The organism is Photobacterium alginatilyticum (assembly GCF_009910675.1).
GTDB classification, from domain to species: domain Bacteria; phylum Pseudomonadota; class Gammaproteobacteria; order Enterobacterales; family Vibrionaceae; genus Photobacterium; species Photobacterium alginatilyticum.
In genome coordinates this window covers 143062-166568 of the sequence record NZ_RSEJ01000007.1, presented here as the reverse complement: position 1 = coordinate 166568, position 23507 = coordinate 143062, and the positions used below count along the sequence as shown (strand labels likewise).

15 protein-coding genes are annotated in these 23507 nt (G+C 46.6%); 13 read left to right on the top strand and 2 right to left on the bottom strand.

Features of this window, described 5'->3' with window-relative positions; translation table 11 throughout:
- The first annotated feature begins 33 nt into the window (after window positions 1-33).
- From EIZ48_RS08920 to EIZ48_RS08900, 5 genes are all read left to right on the top strand, one after another.
- Window positions 34-933 carry a glycyl-radical enzyme activating protein gene (locus tag EIZ48_RS08920; RefSeq protein WP_160650241.1) on the top strand — a complete coding sequence of 300 codons (900 nt, stop codon included), beginning with the start codon at window positions 34-36 and terminating at the stop codon, window positions 931-933.
- 2 nt (window positions 934-935) lie between these two features.
- Window positions 936-3359, top strand: a complete 2424-nt coding sequence (locus EIZ48_RS08915) for a formate C-acetyltransferase/glycerol dehydratase family glycyl radical enzyme (RefSeq protein ID WP_160650239.1) — start codon at window positions 936-938, stop codon at window positions 3357-3359.
- An 86-nt stretch (window positions 3360-3445) separates the two neighbouring features.
- A complete protein-coding gene (locus tag EIZ48_RS08910) occupies window positions 3446-4186 on the top strand; it encodes a DeoR family transcriptional regulator (RefSeq protein WP_160650237.1) in 741 nt (246 codons plus the stop codon).
- 37 nt (window positions 4187-4223) lie between these two features.
- Window positions 4224-5120 (top strand): DMT family transporter, encoded by an 897-nt coding sequence (locus EIZ48_RS08905; RefSeq protein WP_160650235.1) that lies wholly within the window; start codon window positions 4224-4226, stop codon window positions 5118-5120.
- A 275-nt stretch (window positions 5121-5395) separates the two neighbouring features.
- The gene (locus tag EIZ48_RS08900; protein ID WP_160650233.1) at window positions 5396-6835 is read left to right on the top strand and encodes a ricin-type beta-trefoil lectin domain protein; all 1440 of its coding nucleotides are present in this window, start codon (window positions 5396-5398) and stop codon (window positions 6833-6835) included.
- Window positions 6836-6944: 109 nt separating this feature from the next.
- Here the strand turns inward: EIZ48_RS08900 and EIZ48_RS08895 are convergent, their stop codons facing one another.
- Window positions 6945-8321, bottom strand: coding sequence for an L-serine ammonia-lyase (locus tag EIZ48_RS08895; RefSeq protein WP_160650231.1), 1377 nt, complete (start codon window positions 8319-8321; stop codon window positions 6945-6947).
- Between the two features lie 266 nt (window positions 8322-8587).
- Between EIZ48_RS08895 and EIZ48_RS08890 the strand changes: the two genes are divergently transcribed.
- The 8 genes from EIZ48_RS08890 (at window position 8588) to EIZ48_RS08860 (ending at window position 21758) form a co-directional block, all read left to right on the top strand.
- Window positions 8588-9211, top strand: coding sequence for a type 1 glutamine amidotransferase family protein (locus EIZ48_RS08890; protein ID WP_160650229.1), 624 nt, complete (start codon window positions 8588-8590; stop codon window positions 9209-9211).
- On the top strand, window positions 9208-9672 hold the full coding sequence (locus tag EIZ48_RS08885; protein ID WP_160650226.1) for a MarR family transcriptional regulator: 465 nt from the start codon (window positions 9208-9210) through the stop codon (window positions 9670-9672). Before EIZ48_RS08890 ends, EIZ48_RS08885 begins: the two co-directional genes overlap by 4 nt.
- Window positions 9673-9749: 77 nt before the next feature.
- The gene (locus EIZ48_RS29695; protein ID WP_275690363.1) at window positions 9750-9872 is read left to right on the top strand and encodes a hypothetical protein; all 123 of its coding nucleotides are present in this window, start codon (window positions 9750-9752) and stop codon (window positions 9870-9872) included.
- A gap of 200 nt (window positions 9873-10072) precedes the next feature.
- Window positions 10073-11938 (top strand): MFS transporter, encoded by a 1866-nt coding sequence (locus EIZ48_RS08880; RefSeq protein WP_160650224.1) that lies wholly within the window; start codon window positions 10073-10075, stop codon window positions 11936-11938.
- Window positions 11939-12677: 739 nt separating this feature from the next.
- Window positions 12678-13532, top strand: a complete 855-nt coding sequence (locus EIZ48_RS08875) for a hypothetical protein (RefSeq protein WP_160650222.1) — start codon at window positions 12678-12680, stop codon at window positions 13530-13532.
- Between the two features lie 27 nt (window positions 13533-13559).
- A complete protein-coding gene (locus EIZ48_RS08870) occupies window positions 13560-17264 on the top strand; it encodes a zinc-dependent metalloprotease (RefSeq protein WP_160650341.1) in 3705 nt (1234 codons plus the stop codon).
- Window positions 17265-17615: 351 nt separating this feature from the next.
- Window positions 17616-19847 (top strand): M9 family metallopeptidase, encoded by a 2232-nt coding sequence (locus tag EIZ48_RS08865; RefSeq protein WP_160650220.1) that lies wholly within the window; start codon window positions 17616-17618, stop codon window positions 19845-19847.
- Window positions 19848-20396: 549 nt separating this feature from the next.
- Window positions 20397-21758, top strand: coding sequence for a hypothetical protein (locus tag EIZ48_RS08860; RefSeq protein WP_160650218.1), 1362 nt, complete (start codon window positions 20397-20399; stop codon window positions 21756-21758).
- A gap of 104 nt (window positions 21759-21862) precedes the next feature.
- On the opposite strand, the gene pfaD is transcribed toward EIZ48_RS08860, so the two are convergent.
- Window positions 21863-23500 (bottom strand): eicosapentaenoate synthase subunit PfaD, encoded by a 1638-nt coding sequence (gene pfaD / locus EIZ48_RS08855; protein WP_160650216.1) that lies wholly within the window; start codon window positions 23498-23500, stop codon window positions 21863-21865.
- Window positions 23501-23507: the final 7 nt, after the last annotated feature.

Below are 23507 nucleotides of genomic sequence, written 5' to 3'. Positions count from 1 at the left end.
CGGTTATCTATCAAACCGACAGCGAGGAATAGGATGTATTTTAATATTCAACGGTTTTCGACTCATGACGGGGACGGCATTCGCTCTATCTTGTTTTTGAAAGGGTGCAGTCTGGCTTGTCCTTGGTGTCAAAATCCTGAAAGCCGCAGTGAAAAGCACTCTGTCTTGTTTGACGAGCGAAGCTGCATGGCTGATTGCAACCTATGCGTCGGTGCCAGCCAGGGCATTGAGCGTGATGGCGATACGCTTGTCATCAATCGTAAGCAGATCAGTGACGACGAGCTAATCGCGCTGAAAAGAGTTTGCCCGACTGAGGCGTTAACCGTGTGTGGGAAAGAAGCAGAAAGTGACTATCTATTCGATACCCTAATGAAAGATAAGCCCTTTTATGACCAAAGCGGTGGCGGGGTGACTTTCTCGGGCGGCGAGCCGCTTATGCAGCCAGACTTGGTGACCGATCTGGCAATGCGTTTGCACGATGCTGATGTCCCTACGGCGATTGAATCATGCATGCATGTTCCGTGGAAGAATATCGAGAAAGCGGCGCCCCATATCGATTGCTGGCTGGCCGATCTTAAACATACCGATGAAGAGAAGTTTCTGAGCTGGGCGAAGGGTTCGCTCAAGCGCATCAAAGAAAACTTCCGCAAGCTGGCACCTATTACCAAACGCATTGTGATCAGAGTGCCTGTCGTACCGGGCTTTAACGATACAGATCAAGAGCTTCAACAAATTATTGATTTTGCATCTTCACTTGAAAGCTGCAAAGAGCTTCATCTGCTGCCGTACCACACCCTCGGCATCAACAAATATCGCTTGCTCGATATGCCCTACGAATGTTCGGACCAACCGCTGAATAATCCGGAGCTGCTCCAGAGAGTACAGCAATACGCGAGCAACAATACCCAACTTAACGTGACCATCAGAGGTTAATCATGGACTTAAATTTTCTGCCTGAGCGCATCAAAGCACACAAAGCTGAGCTGGTAAATATTGTCACCCCACCGATTTGTACCGAACGTGCAGAGGCATATACCAAGGCTTATCAAGCCAATGAAGACAAGCCTGTGATTGTCCAGCGTGCACTGGCGCTAGAGGAGCACCTGCGTACACGTACTATCTGGATCAAACACGATGAACTGGTGATCGGTAACCAGGCAAGTAAAGTGCGCGCGGCACCTATATTCCCTGAATACACAGTTCGCTGGATTGAAGCCGAGATTGATGAGCTGGCTGACCGCCCGGGGGCGGGGTTTGCGGTAACCGAGCAAGATAAGCAGATTATTCACCGTCTGACACCTTACTGGCGTGGCAAGACGGTACAAGACCGCTGCTATGGCCTGTTTACCGATGAGCAGCAGGACATTTTGGCAACCACCATCATCAAGGCCGAAGGCAATATGACCTCAGGCGATGCTCACCTTGCGGTGGATAACGAGAAGATCCTCGAGCTGGGTATGAACGGCCTGATTGAGGAAGTTCGCCAGTACCGTGCAACCAATGATGTGTCTACGTTTGAGGGACTGAAGAAAGAGCAGTTCTATAAGTCGGTCGAGATTGTTCTTGTGGCGATCCAGGCTCACATGGTGCGCTACGCCGAGCTTGCCGAGTCAATGGCAAAAGACGAAGCGCGTATGGCTCGTAAGGCAGAGCTTGAAATGATTGCCGCGAACTGCCGTCATGTGTCCACCGATGCCCCAGAGAATTTCTGGCAGGCATTGCAACTGAGCTATTTTGTTCAGCTGATGCTGCAAATCGAATCAAATGGTCACTCGGTGTCGTTTGGCCGGATGGACCAGTTCCTGAATGACTACTACGTGCGCGACCTTGAGAGCGGCGCTATTGAAAAGGATTTTGCGCTTGAACTGCTGCAAAGCTGCTGGCTTAAGCTACTGGAAGTTAACAAGATTCGCTCGGGGGCACACTCTAAAGCATCGGCAGGTTCACCGCTGTACCAAAATGTCTGTATCGGCGGTCAGAAGCTGAATGAAGATGGGACGCCGGAAGATGCGGTCAATCCTCTGTCGTGGGCGATTTTGGAATCTTGCGGCCAGCTGCGTTCTACCCAGCCAAACCTGAGTGTTCGTTATCACGAAGGGCTAGACCAAGCGTTTTTAATGGGCTGTATTGAGGTGATTAAATGCGGCTTTGGTATGCCGGCATTCAACAACGATGAAATCGTGATCCCTGAGTTCATCAAGCTGGGTGTGGAGAAAAAAGACGCCTATAACTATGCTTCGATCGGCTGTATCGAAACGGCGGTGCCGGGCAAGTGGGGCTATCGTTGTACCGGTATGAGCTTTATCAACTTTGCCCGTATCTTGCTGGCAGCACTCAATGAAGGTGTGGATGCCACATCGGGTAAGGACTTCCTGCCGCATGACAAATCGCTGGCGAAAGGAAATTTTGCGAACTTCGCTGAAGTGATGCAATCCTGGCGCGATCAGGTACGTTACTACACACGTAAGTCGATTGAGATTGACACGGTAGTCGATACAGTGTTGGAGCAGCAGGCACAGGATATCTTCTGCTCATCATTGGTCGACAACTGCCTTGAGCGTGGTAAAACCGTCAAAGAGGGCGGGGCAAAATACGACTGGGTATCGGGTTTACAGGTCGGTATTGCCAACCTGGGCAACAGCCTGGCAGCGGTTAAGCACCTGGTGTTTGACGAGGCGCAAATCAGCCAGCCTGAACTGGCAAAAGCATTGGCAGAGGATTTTGCCGGCAGCGAGAACGAACAGCTTCGCCAGCGCCTGATAAATTTCGCACCGAAATACGGTAACGATGACGATGCTGTTGACAGCCTGCTGGCGGAAGCATACCAGGCCTATATTGATGAGCTTGCCCAGTTTGTGAACACTCGCTACGGTCGTGGCCCAATTGGTGGCGGTTACTACGCAGGTACGTCGAGCATTTCTGCCAACGTGCCATTCGGGGCATCCACCATGGCAACGCCAGATGGCCGCAAGGCAACCACACCACTGGCAGAGGGGGCAAGCCCGTCATCAGGCTCGGACCGTCTGGGACCGACGGCGGTATATAACTCGGTCGGCAAAATTCAGGTGAATCAGATTTTGGGTGGTGTGTTGCTGAACCAGAAACTGTCACCGGCTGCGGTCGCCTCGGAAGGGGATAAGCTGAAGCTCTCTATGTTGATCCGTACTTTCTTCAATCATCACAAGGGGTGGCATGTGCAGTACAATATCGTTTCGCGTGATACCTTGCTGGCGGCGAAGAAGAACCCTGAGCAATATCGTGATCTGGTGGTACGGGTTGCCGGTTACTCGGCGTTCTTTACGGCGCTGTCGCCAGATGCGCAGGACGATATCATTGCCCGTACCGAGCATGACTTGTAAGTAGACTTTCAACTACACGCTTGCAGTAGTTTCAAATGAAAGAAGGCTGAGTTACACTGACTCGGCCTTTTTTTTGGAGAAACGCTGTGAATTCAAGACAAAACGAGATCTTACAAATCGTCAACGAACGCAAGCGGGTACAAGTTACCGACTTGTCTGAGCTGGTGGGTGTCTCGGGGGTGACTATCCGTCAGGATCTTAATTTTCTTGAGCAGCAGGGCTATCTTAAGCGTGTTCATGGCGCCGCAATGGCGCTTCAGAGTGATGATGTGAATGCACGTCTTGAAGTCCGATTCGATATTAAACAGCAACTCGCCAACAAAGCGGCCGAGCTGGTGGCACCGAACGAAACGGTGTTAATAGAAGGGGGCAGTGCCAATGCGCTATTGGCCCGGACACTGGCTGAGCGCGGCGATGTGACGATCATTACGCCTTCGGCCTATATTGCTCATCTTATTCGCAACTCCGCAGCCAATATTATCTTGCTTGGCGGCGTATACCAGCATCAGGGGGAGAGCCTGGTTGGCCCGTTAACCAAGCTGTGTATTCAGAATATTCATTTCAGCACCGCCTTTCTGGGCATTGACGGCTATCACCAGGATACCGGCTTTACCAGCCGGGATATGATGCGGGCAGAAATTGCCGAAACGATCATCGGCAAGAACCGCCGCAATATTGTGTTGACCGACTCCAGCAAGTTTGGCCAGATTTATCCGTCTTCAATCGGCAAAACCAGTGAAATATCAATTTTGCTGACCGATGATGCTGCACCTAAAGATGATATCGATGCCCTGAAAAGACAGGGTGTCGAAGTGCTGCGTGGTTAGTACAAGTCGGCAATAACCGCTTTTATGGAAGAATAATATGGCAAGCTTTCTCAGACTTCTTACCTTAGCTGCAATCTGGGGTGGATCATTCCTTTTTATGCGCATTGCGGCCAACCCGCTCGGGCCTGCTGTGCTGATTGAAGCCAGGGTAGCATTTGCGGCGATTACCTTGCTGGCGGTTTCTTTTTACCTAAAGAAGAACCTCCAGTTTATAGCCAATGCCAGGCACTATTTTATCCTGGGACTGTTCAATACAGCTTTGCCATTTTTGCTGTTCGCCTATTCTGCGCAGACGTTGAACGCTTCTTCTCTCTCGATTCTGAACTCTACCGCGCCTATCTGGGGGGCGATAATTGGTGCGATTTGGACCAGGACTGTCCTGTCAAAACGCGTCTTACTCGGGTTATGCATGGGGATTATAGGGGTGAGTGTGTTGGTTGGCTGGGAAGCTGCCAATATCGGTGAGAATGCTATTTTGCCTATAACTGCCGCGATAATGGCGGCGTTTTGTTATGGTATTGCCTCAAACTATGCCAAGAATGCACCGAAAATTGAGTCGTTCAATAATGCCCATGGCAGCATGTGGGCTGCGGTCCTTATCGTTGTGCCTTTCCTGCCGTTTGTACCAATTAGGGAAGACCCTAATCTTAATATTGCTCTGGCGGTCTTCTTGCTTGGCGTGGTATGTACAGGTATCGCGTATTTAATCTATTTCCGATTGATCGTTGATCTAGGGGCGTCTTCTGCACTCTCGGTGACTTTCCTGATCCCTGTATTTGGTATTTTTTGGGGGCACCTCTTCCTCGGTGAAGAAATAGGCATGAACACTTTGGTGGGCTCTGTACTCGTCGTCGTTGGAACCATGTTTGTGACAGGTTTTTCGCCTAAACAGCTACTCAGGCAGAAGAAGGTTGTTTTGAATCGTTCGTCCTGAATAGTTGAACCTGAATCAGTGCGCTTAAAAAGATAACTTTGTATTGCCTCGCCATTGTGCGAGGCAATTTTTATCTGGGGATTAACCACTCCGGCACGATACAGCCAAAGATGTTTTCCTTTTGTGTTTTATTTGGGATTGCTTACAAGGTTCTCAATGGTGGGTGAGTATTTTTTTGCTTGTAATTCATATAATAATGCCCTGAAAGCATAAGCAAGAAACTACCAATAGACCCTACTCCGAATATAACGGAGCTATATAATAAAAGGATTCATATGAAATTCATTCGAAAACTCACCTGTTCAGCCTGTATGTTGACGGCGTTGGCATTCAGTATGGGTGCTCAGGCTACAACCTGTTCAGGCGGGGGAGAATATAGCGGCTGGATGGAGCGTTTGTATAGTCAGGACAGTGATGTTCGCCTGCGCGATATTGCCATTCCAGGCACCCACGATGCGGGTACTTTCTCGATCAAGTCTCTTGCTTCAATTGAAGCAGTGTCAGTGACCCAAAGTCGGGATTTGTGTCAGCAGGCTAAAGATGGTATTCGCTATTTTGATCTACGGGTCAGTAACGATGATGACAATAATAAGTTTATCATCGTGCATGGCATCATACGTGGAGAAGATCTGCCACTGGTTCTTGATCCTTTGTATGAATTTGCCAAGAGTCATCCCAAAGAGATCTTGATATTGGACTTTCAGGAGTTAAATGATTTTGCTGACAATACAGATGTACAACGTTTCAACGATTACTTCCTGACTAAGTTTTCCAATCTCTTAATTCCTAATAATGCGGCTGGTATCAGTTATAACTCGGGAAATATTCAGATTTCCGATGCTTGGAATATGAATAGAAATATTATTGCATTGGCGAAAGACAGCAAGGTACTCGCCTCTTCAAAATACTACTGGCACCGTGGCAGTAATATCGATTCACCATGGGCAAACGCCGCTACGGTTGAAGATCTGAAGGTCTACCAGGACGCTCAACTTCTCAACCATCAAAATACCAATCAATTTTATGTGAGTCAGATGCAGCTCACCTTTATGGGGTCTGGTGGCATTCTTGACAAACTAACAACCTTAAAAAGTATGGCTGATGAATTCAATACTTATCTTTCTCAATGGATGATGTCCTATGAAATAGATCAGGGCTTGGAACCGAATATTATTATGGTTGATTATTATGAGCGCCGCTCTAAGGTTGTAGAGACTAGTCTTGCTATCAATCTTTATCGCAAGAATATTGCTTCATTGGCTGGTGTGAAATCATTCTTCCCAAATAATTACGGTGCCATCTATCCACTTTTCGGCAATGTAAATTTCCGCCAGTTGAAAAATGGTTATGACAAGTGTTTGGACTTGGAAGATCGCAGCTTAGAGAATGGCAACGAAATCCATCAATGGAGTTGCCACGATGCCGACTCACAACGCTGGTACCTGGATTCGGAGGGATATCTGCGCAATAAGATGAATTTCAACAAGTGTGCCACCGTCTCAGGATCGGGGGATAAGGGCTCTAACGTTGAAATCTGGGATTGCAACGAACAGATAAACCAACGCTGGTCTGAGTATGGCGATCATGGGTTACGCAGCCAGTATGGTAAGCAAAACATGCTGGACATAAAAGGTGGCTACTGGAGCACAAATGGCAGCAAGGCGCATCTTTGGACGCATCACGGTGGCGATAGCCAACGTTGGTACTGGCATTAACAGCCTAGCTGAAATCTACTTGTCTTAACTTTAAGGATGGCTTGATACTCAAGCCATCCTTGCACAGAGCTTTTATCGATGCTCTCCGTTTCCATAACGAAAAGATTGTTTAGCAGGCCGTGACATTAATCGCCAGTCCGCCGAGAGAGGTTTCCTTGTAATGATTCATCATGTCCAGCCCGGTTTGGTGCATGGTTTTGACGACATCATCCAAAGAGACATGGTGGGAGCCGTCACCGCTCAGGGCCAATCGGCAGGCATTAATGGCCTTTACCGCTCCCATGGTATTACGCTCGATGCATGGCACCTGAACCAGGCCGTCGATAGGATCGCACGTCAGTCCGAGGTTATGCTCCATGGCAATTTCTGCTGCGTTTTCTACCTGCTCCGGGGTGCCACCCATCACTTCTGTCAGGCCAGCGGCGGCCATAGAGCAGGCCACGCCGATCTCTCCCTGACAGCCGACTTCGGCAGCTGAAATTGAAGCATTGGTTTTGTACAGTGAGCCGATGGCCGCAGATGTGGCCAGGAAATCATGGATGCCTTTTTGTACGTTATCCTGATTTTTGGGGGCGACAAACTGGATGTAGTAGGCCAGAACAGCAGGGATCACGCCAGCCGCGCCGTTAGTCGGGGCTGTTACGACTTTGCCTCCGGCCGCATTTTCCTCGTTGACGGCCATGGCATACAAGTTGACCCATTCCTGAGAGTCTACCTGCTCGCCACGTTCTTCTCTTGCCGTCAGATCCTGGTGGATTTTGTTAGCACGACGCTTGAGCTTGAGGCTGCCGGGCAGTACCCCTGTTTGTGCTACCCCGCGCTTAATACATTGATCCATTACTGACCAGACGTGATCCAGACGAGTGGTTGGATCCTCGTCATTACGTGCCTGTTCGTTGGCGAGCATGATTTCGGCAATGGTTAGCTGGTGCTCCTTGCACAGTGCCAGGAGTTTGTTTCCGGAGCGGAATGGGTAAGGAAGAGGCGATGTTGAAGCCGCTTCTTGTTCTGCGTCACCTTTGGCGACAATGGCTCCGCCACCGATAGAAAAGTAGGTTTTTTCGGCCACGATCTTGCCTTCTTGATCGTACACTGTACAAGTCATGCCGTTAGGGTGCTCCGGAAGGAAAGTATCGTTGTGGAACACGATATCTTTTGACCAGTCGAAAGGAACAAAACGCTTGCCGGCTAATGGGAGATCGCGGGAGCCTTTAACCATACTGACCATGGTTGGGATGTCATCGGCTTCTATCGTTTCTGGGAGTTCTCCCATCAGCCCCATGACACAGGCAATGTCGGTGGCATGCCCAAGGCCGGTTAAGGCGAGCGAGCCATAGAGATCAACCTTCACCGAAAATGTTTGGTCAAGCAGTTCTTGCTCAACTAAGAAAGTGGCAAAGCCTGCAGCCGCTGCCATCGGTCCTACAGTATGGGAGCTGGAAGGGCCGACTCCAACCTTGAATAGCTCAAAAATACTATGTGGCATTTACCTGTCTCCATGCTTTTCTAACGGGCGAGGACTGCTGCGTTCGCCATGTTTCTTAACAATTGCGAAACATATTAGACAAATTCCACTGTGATGAACAAAGGTTTCTTTTAGGAAACTTAATCTACATCACACCTCTGAGAAAAATAGCTATAAGGAATAGATGATAAGAAATGGCAGATCTGATCCTTAGAATTAACAATAAAATTGACAGCTCGCTGTCAAAATGTAAGCATGCTGTCATATCTATAAGGGAGGGGTTACATATGAAGAAGGCAATAATCCACCTGGCAGTGTATGACACGATGGCCGACTGGGAGTATGGCTATGTCGTTGCTCATATCAATTCACCAGAATTTCAGAAATCACCGGGACATTTTGAGATCAGGACTGTCGGTGAGACGCTTGAGCCGGTCACGACCAAGGGTGGGATCCGTATCCTCCCAGATCTTAGTCTGGATAGGTTGGAGCCAAATGACAGCCAACTATTGATTTTGCCTGGTGCGGATACTGCAGCAGGTGATGGTATTGAACTTTTCGTTGATATGGCAGCGCGTTTTCTGAGTGCTGATGTTCCTGTTGCCGCAATATGTGGTGCGACCGCTGCGTTGGCAAAACGTGGGTTACTTGATGAGCTGCCACATACCAGCAATGCCAAGGAATTTCTGCAAATGGCAGGCTATAAGGGGAGCGACTGTTATATCGATAAACCTGCTGTAACGGGTGGGAATCTGATTACGGCAAGCGGGGTTGCGCCAGTAGCATTTGCGGCAGAGATCTTTCGTAAACTCGGCCTCTATTCAGACACAACGCTTGAGGCCTGGTTGCAACTATTTGAGCACAAGGATCCGGCTGGTTTTTATCAATTGATGGAGGAGCATTCAAAGTGAGTGATCATCAAGACAAGTTGAGTTCAATGGCGCTGACAGTGTTTGCGCTCAATGGTCGTTTTTTGAAAATTGCTGATCAGCTTGCTGAGCCAGCAGGGCTGACGGCAACACGATGGCAGGTATTGGGCGCGGTCCTCAACGAACCGTTAACCCAGGCGGAAATAGCGCGTCGCATGGGCATAACACGACAGAGTGTTCAGAGAACCAGCACCCAGTTGATTGAAGACAGAATGATTCAGTTCATGCCGAACCCGTCTCATCGCAAAGCCATGCTGTTAACACCGACGGATAAAGGATTGGAGGCCATCGGAAAAATCGGCCCGCAACATGCTGATTACGCAAAACGGCTTGAAGCGGATCTCGGCAAAGAGCGAATGGCCCAGCTATCAGAAGCGCTTACGGAACTGCAACTTGCACTTGAAGCTGTTGACTTGCAGGAAAGCGATGATCCTGCTAACTAACAAATGAAAATAACTAGGAGAACACAGTAATAAGAAAAGCAAAGCCTGAAGGTTACAAGCAACAGGTAGAGCTGTTCATGATGGAACATGAGCACAATGCAGCGCTTGCTCCTAGTGTCGTTGCGGAAACTGCGCGCGGCCAGGGGGATGCGAAAAGCCTGATTTGTCACTTAACAGTGTTGTCAATCAATGCTGCGTAAAGGCTGGTTTCGATCCGAAACAATATCTTCTCTCTAAATCATTGTAACTATTGAACTAAAGTTACAGCATCAAGCGGTATGTCCTTAGTTTCCAAAACTGCGCTCAAAAAACTGGAAAATATAATTGTACAGTGTTCGATTGTGGTGTAGATTAGCATCATCAAGGGAAATCAAAGATCGAATACAGCAAGGGGCAGGTCATGAATCAGTTTACATTGTTAGGAAAGAAACGTTTTCTTCCCTTCTTCGGTACACAGGCATTAGGGGCGTTTAACGACAACCTATTTAAGAATGTGTTGCTGCTGTTTATTGCGTTTTCCGGGATTTACAATCAGGCGGAAAGTACTTCTTTAATCAACCTGGCTGCCGGATTGTTTATCCTGCCATTCTTCCTGCTCTCACCAATCGGCGGACAGCTTGCTGACAAGTACGAGAAATCTGCGCTGATCCGGAAAATAAAATTGGCTGAAATTGCTATTATGTCCGGAGGTGCAATCGCCCTGTGGTTTAACTATGTGCCGGCACTGCTGGTTATCCTCTTCCTGATGGGAGCCCAGTCAGCGTTGTTCGGTCCGGTAAAGTTTGCCCTGATGCCGCAGCATCTGACCGATCGTGAGCTGGTGGGGGGGAATGCGGTTGTTGAAATGGGGACATTTGTGGCGATACTCGGAGGTACGGTCGCTGCCGGCTTGTTATTTACTACCGAGGATTCAACGTTATTGGTGACGGGATCTGTGCTATCGCTTGCTGTGTTAGGGTATCTGAGCAGCCGTTTCATACCTCATGCAAAGGCTAATGACCCGTCGCTGGTGGTGAACTGGAACCCCTTCACCCAGTTGGTCAGAACAGTTAACCATGCTCGTAAAGATCGCACTATCTTTCTGTCTATTCTGGCTATTAGCTGGTTCTGGTTTATTGGTGCGACATATCTTACCCAGTTACCTAATTTTGCCCGTGATTATTTGGGTGGCAATCCTCAGTTGGTGACAGTGCTGCTGACCGTGTTTTCTGTTGGTATTGCAGTCGGTTCGCTGCTTTGCGAAAAGTTATCCGGCGGTCAGGTTGAGCTGGGGATCATTCCGATTGGCGCAATTGGTATTAGTGTGTTCGGTTTTGATCTGTATTTTGCCAGCCAGCAGGTTGTTGTTGAGTCGGGTATTACAGCCAGTGCATTCGTCACTCATGGCGAAAATCTTCGGATGCTGTTTGATTTGGCAATGGTAAGTGCCTTCGGCGGGATCTTTGTCGTGCCGCTTAATGCTCTGATCCAACAACGCAGTGAAGAAAAAAGTCGTGCCCAGACTATTGCTGCCAATAACGTGATGAACGCTTTGTTTATGGTGTTGAGTGCGGCAGTGGCCGTTCTCTTGTTGAACGTTTTCGAGCTGACAATTCTTGAGCTGTTCCTGGTACTGTCAATCGGCAATGTGCTGGTGGCTATCTATGTGTTCTCGCAGGTTCATGAGTTCATGTTGCGTTTTATGGTCTGGTTGCTGACGCATACTGTGTATCGTATTAATCACAAGGGCTTGGATAATATTCCCGAAGAAGGGGCTGTGGTATTGGTTTGTAATCATGTCAGCTATGTCGATGCATTGCTGATAGCCGGGGCTTCTCGCCGCCCGGTAAGGTTTGTGATGGACAAAGACATTGCCAATATGCCGGTGGTTAAGTATTTCTTCAAATGGATCAAGGCCATTCCTATCTGTGCTCAGGGGAAATCACCCAAAATCTATCAACAGGCCTTTGACCGGATTAGTGAGGAGCTCGCTGCTGGCGAAATAGTATGTATTTTCCCTGAAGGAAAGTTGACCAGAACCGGTGAGATGAATGAGTTTAAGAAAGGGATAGAGAAAATTATCAGCCGTAATCCGGTGCCGGTTGTTCCTTTAGGCTTGATTGGCGTATGGGGCTCGTTCTTTAGTCATGAAAAAGGGCGTGCGTTTACGACTTTGCCATCTCGTTTCTGGTCAAAAGTAGAGATTGTTGCCGGCAAGGCAGTCGAACCGGAGCAGGTGTCGGCGAAAGATCTTCAGGAGAAAGTACAGCAATTAATGGCCAGCTAAGAGCTCGAATCACATAGTCACTACTCGCTCAACCTGCTTTTCATAGGCAGGTTGAGCTTTATTGCAAGCAAAAAAGTATCACTATATGAGACTTCCGGTTCCGTTTTATAGTTCAAAAAAAAACTTTGTTACAACTGTTGCATAATATATTGGACTTGATTAGATTTTTTACTCTAGATGGATTTTTACACAGCCCTTGAAGCACGGATAATAAATGGATTTTAAAATGGACTTTATAACTCACATAGCCCCACCGGATACCTACTCCACTGCATCGATTGGACTCAAATCATAAAAGCTATTCAGGCTTGGTTCCTGATTCAGGCTAGATGAGTGAATAGTTGATTCGTATTGATATTAAATTGTGGCAACTAGGTAGTTAGTTTTTCTTGATTAGTTGTGAATTCAATAATGATTGATATTTGATAGTTATTAATCACTTAAATGCGTTGTTTAACGTGTTACATTGAGCCTGGTTTAATAGTTATTTTATGGCCGTAGCAATAGTCAGCTTCTTAATAAGAAGCCTATCAGTTAGTTTGATAGGTAGGGATGCTATTGTTTTTATATTAACTCATTAATTTAAACTGGAAATGTTGAGGAGGATATTAGGCAACAATATTATTAGGTCGCCAAGATATTGTAATTAGATTACTGCTAGCTCAGAACCTTATTTTGAGTTAATAAATAATAACGACAATCAACAGTATCTTGAGTTATATTTTTACAGGATAATAGTATGCAGAACACACACTCTTATTGTGTTCGGATAGCTGCGCTGGCTATTTCTTCACTGTTTTCTTTGTCATCAATGGCAGCAGAAAACCCTGAACAGATGACTGAAGGAATAAGTCAAAATAACACGGAAGTAGTTGGGTATAAGTTAGGTGGTAGCTTAACCTTTGGCTATGAATCAAATATCTATGATAAAGACGATCACCGTTCGGTACGTAATTTATCATGGGATTTGTCACTCAACTCACCAATTAACAAACAGTATAAAGTGTATTTTTTAACTGGCGCATACCGAGCACTCGAAGATGAAACAGGAGACTTTTGGAATGACTCTTTAATCAAATTAAAGCGTTATTCTATATATAACTTTGGAGAAAGCGGAACCATTGACCTTTCAGGTCAGCTGACTATTCCTACTTCAGAAGCATCCCGGGATGATGATCTACAAACCGCTTTGCGTATTGATCTTCCGGTCGGTTTTAAAGTATGGGAAGCGGATATATCCGTTTCACCCAGAATAAGGAAAAACTTTCACCAATATAAAACTGCCGGAGGGCGTTCCCTAACAGAATGGATATATAGCTTATCCATGGCTGCTGATTATTCACGGAACAAATTTTCGACGGGAGTTTCGGCCTTGGTCGGAAATACCGTCAGTTATCAGGGGACCCGCCGTGACACTTTTGATTACGGAGCATCTGCTTATGTGGAATACCAGTTTACAGATGTTTTGTCCGGCTCGCTTAGCGCATCAACATCAGGATTTTATACCGATGCCGAGCGAGGAAACCTGGGTGATCTCGAGTTATTTGATAGCGACAAGGCAATATTTGGCGCAAGTATAAGTCTCTCGTTTTAAGGAAGAAAAATGAGAAAGGAAAAACAAATTTTATTTAGGAAGCTGGCACTGGTGTCAGCTATAGCAACAGCATTGGCTGGTTGTGGTGCCGATGATCAGGCATACGATACACTGGCAAAGCCGGATAACCTAGTAAGTAAGACTCAGATTAAGACGGATCAGGTCTATCTGTATATGCCGTCAATGGCCAAAGCGCCGGACTACGCTGTGAGTATGGCTCCGTTCACTCAGGGTAAAGAAAAGCTGGTGACCCTGAAGTTTGAGGGCGGTATTGACAGTAATGAAAGCGGTAGTCTGCAGGTGCGTATGATCAGCCCAGATATCATCAGCCAGGATGAAATCGATCAAAATAAACTCGGCCGCTGGACTGACGTACAATCGAATCAGCGCCCGATTATGACGATTCCGGGGGATTTCGTTGATTATCAGTGTAACGAGGATGACTACGGAGACTGTACCAACAAGGAAGAAGAGGTCGACAATAACGAAGTGTCTTGGCAAGAGCGTCGTTTCTTTGTGCCCGATTTTGCTGAAGTCGAAGTACATGAAAAAAGCTGGGATGATGTCTTTACCTATTCCTCCGGTTGTTATACTGAATCCGGTGATTCTCGTCTGGCTAGGGATCCTGACTCAAACTGGAAAGGGTACGAAGTTACCCAGGATGGTGTGATCAACTTTGAGATTGAGCAAGAGTACAGTATTGCCAATAATTTCAGCTGCCTTATCAATGCACTGGATCGCGCCTCATTTGATATCAACAACCTGACGTTTACTGTCTCGCATTTCTACTCACTGGTACCGCTGGACATGGTGCGTTCGCCGTCTCTCAGCTCAAACATGACAGATGCTTATGAGCCGATTGTCTACCAAAAGGGTGACGAGGACACCTTCGGTTTCTTTGCCAACGAACAGGGCAGGCCGGATGTTTCCTATGTGGGGGAGCAGTTTGATCAGAAGTTTAATTATTTGCATCGGTTTAACCCCAAGCTGAAAACGATTGACTATCATCTGTCCAACAGCTTTGACCTGAACGAAAATACGCGCTTTTTCAAACAAATCACCAAAGATGTGATCGCGAAGATTAATCCTCAGCTTGAACGTGTGGGTGTACCTCGAATCAATCTGATTGAGCCGTCTGGCAAACAGCCTGGTGACCTGCGCTACAACGTGATTAACCTGATAGACGAGCCATTAAAAAATGGCCTGGCAGGTTACGGTCCGTCTGCCGTGAACCCGTTGACTGGCGAGATTGTCCATGCCCATGTCAATCAGTACTCCGGCGTATTACAGTCTATTTCTGATTGGCTGTGGGACAAGGCGGTTATTGACTATAACAAAGGCCGTGTCGGGCAAGTTGCTGTAACAAAACAAAAACAGGCCGCATCGGCTGATCAAGATATTGCTGCCAATACCACCAACGCTAGCAACCAGACAGCTGAAGTGATCGACGGGCTGGATAACGCGGCAATGCCTATTGTCGGCGGCGAGTATGCGAAACAGCAGCTAGAGTCCGAGCCGATGGCTTACGAATCGATGATGCAAGCATTGAAAGCATTCCAGGAGCAAAAACGCCTGAATGCTGACTACCAACCATCAGTGAGTCAGTTGGCGGCTTTGGAAAGCCTTGAGAAGCGTTATTGGTCAGAAAATAATATGTATTCGGTCGATAATTTACGAGCCGGAGCGACATTTAAATCGCTACCGACGAAAGTTGGGGAGCGGACTTTTGACTACAAGAATCCTGACATGTGGCGGGACGGCAAGGTTGGAGAGCCTGGGTATCTGAAGAAATGGCGTGAGCTACCGACAAGTGTTCGTGATGAGCTAGGTATCTTCATTGCCGGGGCGTACTATACTAAGACGTTGGTACACGAGCTTGGCCATAACCTTGGTTTGCGTCATAACTTCAAAGGCAGTAATGATGAGCACAACTACTTCAGTCAGGATGAATTGGCCCAACACGGATTAAAAACCGTACCTGGCTATTCATCAATTATGGATTATAACCCTTCAATGCTGAATGCATTGCCTGTCTATGGTCCTTATGATTTGGCGGCATTGCGTTTTGGTTATTCACGTAAGCTGGAAACTAACCAGAAAGTGATTGCTCCTGACGGTAAAGGAAAAACTGCTGTTAAGGTGAGCTATTTCGATGTGTCGGATCTGGATAAAAAGCTTAGGGCGGAAACCTTCCGTGACAGCAGCAGACTGTCTTCTGATATCTATGACGGTGTTGTGAAGGCGGCCGAGCAGAAACTGGGTGACGGTGGCTCAGCAGATACCAAACTGAGAGAGTTCATGTTCTGTACCGATGGCAATGTGTCATTGAACGAAGACTGTAACCGACATGATGAAGGGCGCAACCGCGGTGAAATTGCAGCCTTCAAGCTGGAAAGTTACGATGATCTCTATTATCAGCGAACTATTCGTGGTCTGAAAGCCAACTTCTCGGAAGAAACCATTGTTAAATATGCCAATGGCCGTATCAGTACCTTTATGGATTGGCGAAACAGTATCCATAACTTTGATCGCTGGAGAGATTTCGTTCAGGACAACTTCAAGGATGACTTGCTCCGGATCTACCTGTCGAAGGTAAACCCGCTGTGTACTGATCCGAAGGAAGATCAGACTGATTTCGTGCTCGATTTGTATTGTGGTTCGCCTAGAGCTGTTGATAGTGTTCGGGATAAATTTGTAAAGATCCTGATGACCCCGGATCATACCTGTGAGCTGAAAGATGAAGCCACAGACCAATATAGCTATCGCAGCCTGGCTGAAATAATTGATGACTATAACTATCGTAATAATTTCGCTATCAACTATGTGCCGGAATCGTGTTTCGACCCTGCAGTGGTTAAAAGTCTGGCCGAGGGGGATAGCCCACGTCTGGTAACTGGGGAAGCTGGTAAATATCTGAACAGCGGTAGTGCACCACGACCTGCTCCGGTGAATAATTACTCTAATTACATTGACTATATTGGTCACTGGCCGGATCGGCTGGCTGCGGCAGTTGCGTTGGTGGAGCGTATTGGTGAGCGTCGTACCACTGATCGTTCAACGATGGCGCTGTTTGACTTGTTGGATATCGAGGTGGTAAACGGTCAGCCGTTGGTGTCCAATCCAAAGGTAGCCGTGCTTGATACCATCATCAAAGGGGAAAAACACCTGAGTGTAAGCTTTAATGATGAAAAAGGTGTTTACCATCAGCCTCATGGTGATTTTGAACCATGGTCATGGTCGCAGAAGCTTGAGCGTATGCCATACTATGGCAGTTACTCAATCCGGGATTACTTTGGCCTGCCGAAGTATGAAGAAGTGTCACTGATTAAGGCTATCTTGACGGCGATGGTCAAACATTCGGCCGGAAATATGACAGATCAACGTGATGAGGTATTCGCCCGGTCAATTACCATGCGCAGCGAGCCAGGTTGGCAGGTTGATCCACTGACCTATGTCCGCAGTAACGGTAAAACTTATTATGCAGCGGCAGATAACACTTATGCTCAGGATATGATCAAATTTGTTCGTGATTTTGATGCCTTGTCTGAAGCAGAGAAAAGTGGCGCTGATTTGACTGCTGTTCAGTTAAGCATGATTGCACTTGCTGACTACCAGGATGAAACCAAGAAGGCCTTGTTAACCAAGCAATATGCTTATCAGAAACAAAGCCTGGAAAATCTGCCTGTCTACAATACGACTGCGACCCTTGAGAGTGATTTGCTTAGTCATTAATTGAGCGTGTTATAAAGTCTCGCAACATAAATGAAGGCCCCGGCTCTATATGCCGGGGCTTTTTTTATCAAGATACGTTAGCGCTTGTCTTGGCTAGAAGTTGCACCGGGTGTTTTGATAAAAATTTTGCTGTTGAATATCTGGATTTAATTGGAACAAATATCTAATAATGTGAGTAAATTGTAGATTTATCTATGGCGAGTGATTCTCATCTCAAATTTCATATGCACTGATATTTATACTTTTCCACGCAGTTGGTTCGAATAAAACAGAAAAGACAAAGGCTACTCATGTACTCCTTCATGAGAGGCATTGCTTTTGATTAATAATAACTAAGGAAAAGGAAACATTATGGCTATCAGGAAAAGATGGTTATCACTACTCATTACTTCATTATTAACTAGCTACTCAGTATTTGCAGAAGACAATAATACCAATGTTCAGCTTTCCCCAGATGGTGAAACAACACGTGGTTATAATGAACAGCTAAGAGAATACAGTGAATCGGAGACTATTATTGCTCCTATCACTATTCCAGCACCGACAGTTTCAGAGCGTCGGCAACGGGATATTGTATTATTCAATGACAGTGCGGGTTGCGCTGACTATCGTCAGTTCTCAGTGCTTACCGGCGATGATCTGTTCAGATTTATAGCTGATACATCTTCGGAGTGTATTAGTGAATTGTACCGCCGCAATGACAGCGTTTCACTAGCAACATACCAAGCCGAAAATGTTATTGATATTGCCAGGCGTGCAGCCGTGATAGCCGCGGATTATAATTCATCTACTGGTGATGATCTTTATAATTTGTTTTATTACCTTCGGGGTGCATTTTATATAGAGTACAACAATGAGCAGCTGAAATATCAAGACCAGCGACCTCATCAAGCATTGCTTTCTTTACTTGAAACCTACCGAAATAATCCTTTTATTTCTGAAGTAACCGATATTCAGGGTAATACAATGGCTGAGTATTTTACTGCGTGGGACAGCAGTAAAAACTACATCCAGAGTGTTACATCCATTACCCGGTATTTGAATGAGTTTAGCCCGGCACACCTCGCACAATGGTCACACCGTAGTGCGTTAACCAAGGCGCTGACGACGCTCTATCGCGGAAGTTGGGATGAAACCTATACGAAATCAGCCGAGCAACAAACAGCCTTGCGAGCAGCTTTACTTAAGGTTGCAACTTCAGAGTACATTTACAATTCTGAGTACAGCTATGAGTCGACTGATGCGCTAAATGAATATGCCCGTTTCCTCGAATATCAGAAATACTGGGGGCTCTCGGATAGCCTGAAACAGGAAGTCAACCAGGGCATCGTCAGCTTCATGTCCCACTTCGAGCGCAATACCAAGGCGTGGGCTACTGCTGCCGGGGCATTGGAGCGCTATAACCCGGGAGAATGTGAAAAGTTTGGTATTTGTGGCTGGAAGGAAGAGCTCAAAGATGCTGTGTTGAGCATTCATCACTCCTGTAGTGATACGATAAAAATTCGTGCCCAGAGTATGACGCAGTCCGAGCTTCAGCAATCTTGTGAATTACTGGCGGAGGAAGAAGCGCTATTTCATCAGGTACTGAATACTAATAACCAGCCAGTGAATGATGACTATAACACCAACCTCGAAGTGAATATTTTTGATTCGACCGAGGATTATAAATCATTCGCCGGTACCATCTTTGGTATTAGTACCGATAACGGGGGCATGTACCTAGAAGGGGATCCTTCAGTTGAAGGAAATCAGGCTCGTTTCATTGCTCACGAGGCAACGTGGCGAGACGACATTTTGGTCTGGAACCTACGTCATGAGTATATTCATTACCTCGACGGTCGGTTTAACATGTATGGTCCGTTTAATTACTTCAGTATCGACAAGGACAAATCCGTTTGGTGGTCTGAAGGACTGGCCGAGTATATTTCTCATCAAAATCGTTATGATGAGGCGGTAGAGATTGGCCGTCAGCAGCGATATCGCTTTAGTGAAATACTGAATAACACCTATAACAGCGGTGACGAACGTGTTTATCGTTGGGGCTATCTTGCAGTTCGTTTCCTATTTGAAACGTCCCCAGAACTCGTTGAGCAATTAATGCAATATGCCCGTGCCGGTGATGTGCAAGGGTGGGTTAATTTCCTCAACACCTCGATTGGCACTTCCCTAGACTATCAGTGGTATAACTGGTTGCAGGTGGTGCAAAGTGATGACTCTCCAATCGGTGGGCAGGGGCCAGCTCTAATACCTGATAGTTGTAAAGTCCAGGGACCCTATGGTTATGGCCAGATTTATGATGGCAATACTGTCTGTGTCAGTAACGGCAAGGCGTATTACTACTTTTATGTAGATGCTGATGTCAGCCGTATTGATATCAATACTGGCCACGGCGAGGGCAATGTTGATTTATTCTATAGCCCGTCGACTTGGGCTGAGAGTAACAACTACGTGTTGAGCTCAATCGAGCCAGGCAATGTGGAGTCACTTACTATCAATAACCCTGCAAGTGGCTGGCAATATGTGACGGCGCTCAGTAATCCGTCAAGTAGCGGGGCCAGTCTAAAAATCGAGATGACAAAATAACAGAATGATCTGATGAAAAAGGCCTTCCTCCATGGCTAGTAGGAAGGCCTTTTTATTGACTTTAGTCTGAGAATAATTGTTTTTTCCGTACCTCTAGTACGAACCGGAAAGTCTTTAATCGTAATCGGTTACGATATTCTGAACGCCAAACAGCAAGTATCCAGGTTCATAATTATCCTACAGATAACAAGTGAAATAGTTGCATATCATATTGTTATGAAAGTCTAGTAATTATTAGATTTGTTACTCTAATTTTGTGAGCCATCATTAGCTTTTATATAAATCGCATTTCAATGCAATCCAATTTATATATTATTAGCTCGAAAGCGATACTGTTCAGGTTCTGTACAGGTTTGGTCGGATTCGGCTGTAGGTGAGAGCTGTGTAATGTATGGATGCTGAGAGTATCGTTTTTGACATGAAGACAGACAATGTCAGGCAAGGGAGAATGAAATGTTCTTAACAAAAACAGAATCGATGCTGCTCTATAAGGGGCAGCGCTTAATGAATGATTTCCCTTGATACTTTATTTCTACTTCCGGAGTAAATATGGCTTTTAAAACGAAACTCTCAGTACTTTGTATTGCAATATCGGCTTTAGCCGCAACAGGATGTAATGACAGCTCAACAAGTTCATCTACAGCAGGTGCTGGGCAAACAACACCCACGCAATTGAATAGCTATTCCTTTATTGATGAGCCTGTAAAAGGTCTGTACTACAAGTCAGAAAACAGCACAGGCTGTACAGATGAGAGCGGTACATACTCAGCAGTAGAAGGTGAGAGTGTTTCATTTTATCTCGGTAAATGTGATGAGAGTAACAAAGCAACCTTGAGCGATGAGAATTTAATCAAAATTGGCTTTGTTCCTCAACCATCCAGCATCACAACGCCTTACGATCTAAAAGTAGGCAACATTAATAATAATGCCGATCCAATTACAATCGCGACCATTTTAAAATCATTTAATCGTGGTTCAGACGCGACTAGCCTTGATTTGACTGGCTTGAAATTTAATAACAATGGCGAGAATGTTACTAATGATCTTCAAGCATTAATTAATGATCCGGCGGCTGACAGAACAACGGTACTGAAAAAAGAACTGCTTGATAAGGTTAAGCTTGCTAACCGTGATAGCAATATGAACTTTAAGCATGATGATTTTATTCCGGAAGCCACCGTTCAATCTGAACTTCAGTCAACACTTGAAAAGGTCAGTGTAAATACGGCTTTCTCTGCGAGTGATTTATCTGATAAGTATCTAATTCTTGCCGATGATCTTGTACTCCACTTAGATCAGGCATTTAATCAGTCTACCCGGGATTACTACAGCGTTGAAGGCGAGGGCGAAGTATTTGCCAAGTCTATTGATGAAAGTGGCTCGGTTCAGACATGGGGAATTTTAAATAAGCCATTTGGAACTGATGGTGATAAAGGTAAGGCGGGGCATTTATATTTAATGTTTGGACCTGCAGGTCGTATGAACAGTTTCACTCTGAATCCGGTTAACATTTCAGGTAACGAGTGGACTGTGCTTGTAAATGAACATCCAAATGTAGAGATGAGAAAGATTGTTACAGGTGTGAAGCTAGATAGCTTATCAAAGCTAGATGGTAAGTATAAATCTAAGCTTTCTGCTGAGTTTGATTACAAGTTTGAAATCACTGTCGATAGCTCAACACTGACCATTAAGCAGCCTAATAATAAAGGTGACAATGGTGTGGGGACAATTATTTCAGATCAAACCATCAATACTGCGTCAGTGTCACTTGAGAAACCTTATATCAAACTGGATGGGGAAGTGTTGGACTTTACAGTTATCCCGACTAAATCTGATGCGAGCGAAATTGTGCTGATGCATACCAATGTCGATAATGTGACTTCGCTTATTGGCTACTTAGTTAAAGAGTAATAGTTGCTAAATTGATACTGATAGCCTCTATGTGCTAAATAAAAATCGGCCTTCACCTGAAGGCCGATTTTATTGGTTCTCTATAAAACTACTGGTTGTTGCAGTTAAGCCATTTTTTGTTCAGGTTTCCAGCGCGCCAGTTCAGCAGGTAGCCGGATACCTTGTGAAGCCAATAGGTTGATACGTGCCAAATAGGCGGCGCCATGCATCAGGTGCTTGGCAAGATCAACGGCACGGCGATCCTGATAGTTATCCAAGTAGCTGCCTTTTGCCCACGCGTTGAAAGCGCCAAGTGCCGGGCCTGCCCAGATTTGATAGTCCATCTCACGACCTGTTTCGCCAGTGTTAGACCAGCGGCTTGAAAGGCCAAGATACCAACGGAAGATCAGAGCCATCTTACGCTTGGGATTATCTTGCGCACGTTCGATTTGTTTCGGATCACGCTCGTTAAAGTGTGCAACGGTGCCGGCCCAGATTTCATCCAGTGTCGCTCGGAACACTTGTGTCTCTAGCTTGTGACGCTCATCGGCCGGGATCGCTTCAATTGAATCGTAGCGGGTGTAGATGTCATACAGTTTGTTGGCACGCATCGGGAACAGAGTGCCGCGTTTGACTACCTGCAGTTTGACGCCCATTTCGAACATATCGGCGGCGGGTGCCATAGTGACATCGGCCATCTCAGTTGTCGCCAGTAGTTTACGGGTATGCTCACTCGCGCCTGCCTCGATACAGGCCTGGTTGATTGAGCCGGTGACGATATAGGCCGCTCCCATGTTGAACGCCGCCAGTGCGGCATCGGGGGTACCGATACCACCACCAGAGCCCACACGCAGCGGAGTCTTGAACTGGTATTTCGCCTGGATCTCTTCTTTCAGTGCCAGAATTGTCGGCAGCAGGGTTACCAGCGGGCGGTTATCGGTATGACCGCCAGAATCAGCCTCTGCGGTAATATCATCAGCCATCGGAACGAGCTGAGCCAGCTCCATTTGTTCGGCTGTAATACGGCCTTCATCAACCAGTTTCTGCAGAATTTTTGCCGGTGCCGGTTCCATAAACTTGCGGGCAACTTCAGTCCGGCTGACTTTTGCTATTACCTTATTGGCAATTTGGATTTCGCCTTGAGCATCGCGGCTAAGACCTGCTGCACGGTATTGAACAATTTGCGGTGTCAGCCCCAGGAATGCCGATGCTTCAACAGTGCGCACCCCATGCTTGAGGAACAGCTCGACGCTGCCACGCTCCAGTGCCGGTTCGCTCGGGCTATGGATCAGGTTAAAGGCATAAGGGCCGTTCGGCAGGGCTGCCTGTATGCGGTGAATAGCCTGCTCGACACGTGACGGGATCAGGCCTGCAGCACCAAAGGAGCACAGAATGCCTGCCTGGCCCAGTGCGATAACCAGCTCTTCCGAAGAGATACCGTTTGCCATTGCACCGGCGTAATAGGCGTATTTCACGCCATGCACACGACGGAAGTCGCTGTCACCCAGGCTTTGTGTACCGAGAGCTGGCGCAAAGGCGCTGACCGGGTGACTCGTAGTGGCACTGGCACAATCGCCAGAGGCCAGCTCGGCTTGCTGGCTGATCCCCAGCCCCTTTTCTGGGTGATTGATCACGTAGCACCCGAAGCTCAAGTCTTTAAGGGCTTGTGCCATTGCATTGGTATCGAAGTGGGTAGCATTTTCATCAACTTGCCACGGCCATGGAGATAGCTTTTCGTTATTCATGGTTGTTTGTGTTGTCATAGTATTC

Excerpts from the sequence above, each read along its gene's own strand:
- EIZ48_RS08920 (WP_160650241.1), top strand. The coding sequence starts at position 34 with ATGTATTTTAATATTCAACGGTTTTCGACTCATGACGGGGACGGCATT.
- EIZ48_RS08915 (WP_160650239.1), top strand. The coding sequence starts at position 936 with ATGGACTTAAATTTTCTGCCTGAGCGCATCAAAGCACACAAAGCTGAG.
- EIZ48_RS08905 (WP_160650235.1), top strand. The coding sequence starts at position 4,224 with ATGGCAAGCTTTCTCAGACTTCTTACCTTAGCTGCAATCTGGGGTGGA.
- EIZ48_RS08900 (WP_160650233.1), top strand. The coding sequence starts at position 5,396 with ATGAAATTCATTCGAAAACTCACCTGTTCAGCCTGTATGTTGACGGCG.
- EIZ48_RS08895 (WP_160650231.1), bottom strand. The coding sequence starts at position 8,321 with ATGCCACATAGTATTTTTGAGCTATTCAAGGTTGGAGTCGGCCCTTCC.
- EIZ48_RS08890 (WP_160650229.1), top strand. The coding sequence starts at position 8,588 with ATGAAGAAGGCAATAATCCACCTGGCAGTGTATGACACGATGGCCGAC.
- EIZ48_RS29695 (WP_275690363.1), top strand. The coding sequence starts at position 9,750 with ATGATGGAACATGAGCACAATGCAGCGCTTGCTCCTAGTGTCGTTGCG.
- EIZ48_RS08880 (WP_160650224.1), top strand. The coding sequence starts at position 10,073 with ATGAATCAGTTTACATTGTTAGGAAAGAAACGTTTTCTTCCCTTCTTC.
- EIZ48_RS08875 (WP_160650222.1), top strand. The coding sequence starts at position 12,678 with ATGCAGAACACACACTCTTATTGTGTTCGGATAGCTGCGCTGGCTATT.
- EIZ48_RS08865 (WP_160650220.1), top strand. The coding sequence starts at position 17,616 with ATGGCTATCAGGAAAAGATGGTTATCACTACTCATTACTTCATTATTA.
- EIZ48_RS08860 (WP_160650218.1), top strand. The coding sequence starts at position 20,397 with ATGGCTTTTAAAACGAAACTCTCAGTACTTTGTATTGCAATATCGGCT.
- pfaD (WP_160650216.1), bottom strand. The coding sequence starts at position 23,500 with ATGACAACACAAACAACCATGAATAACGAAAAGCTATCTCCATGGCCG.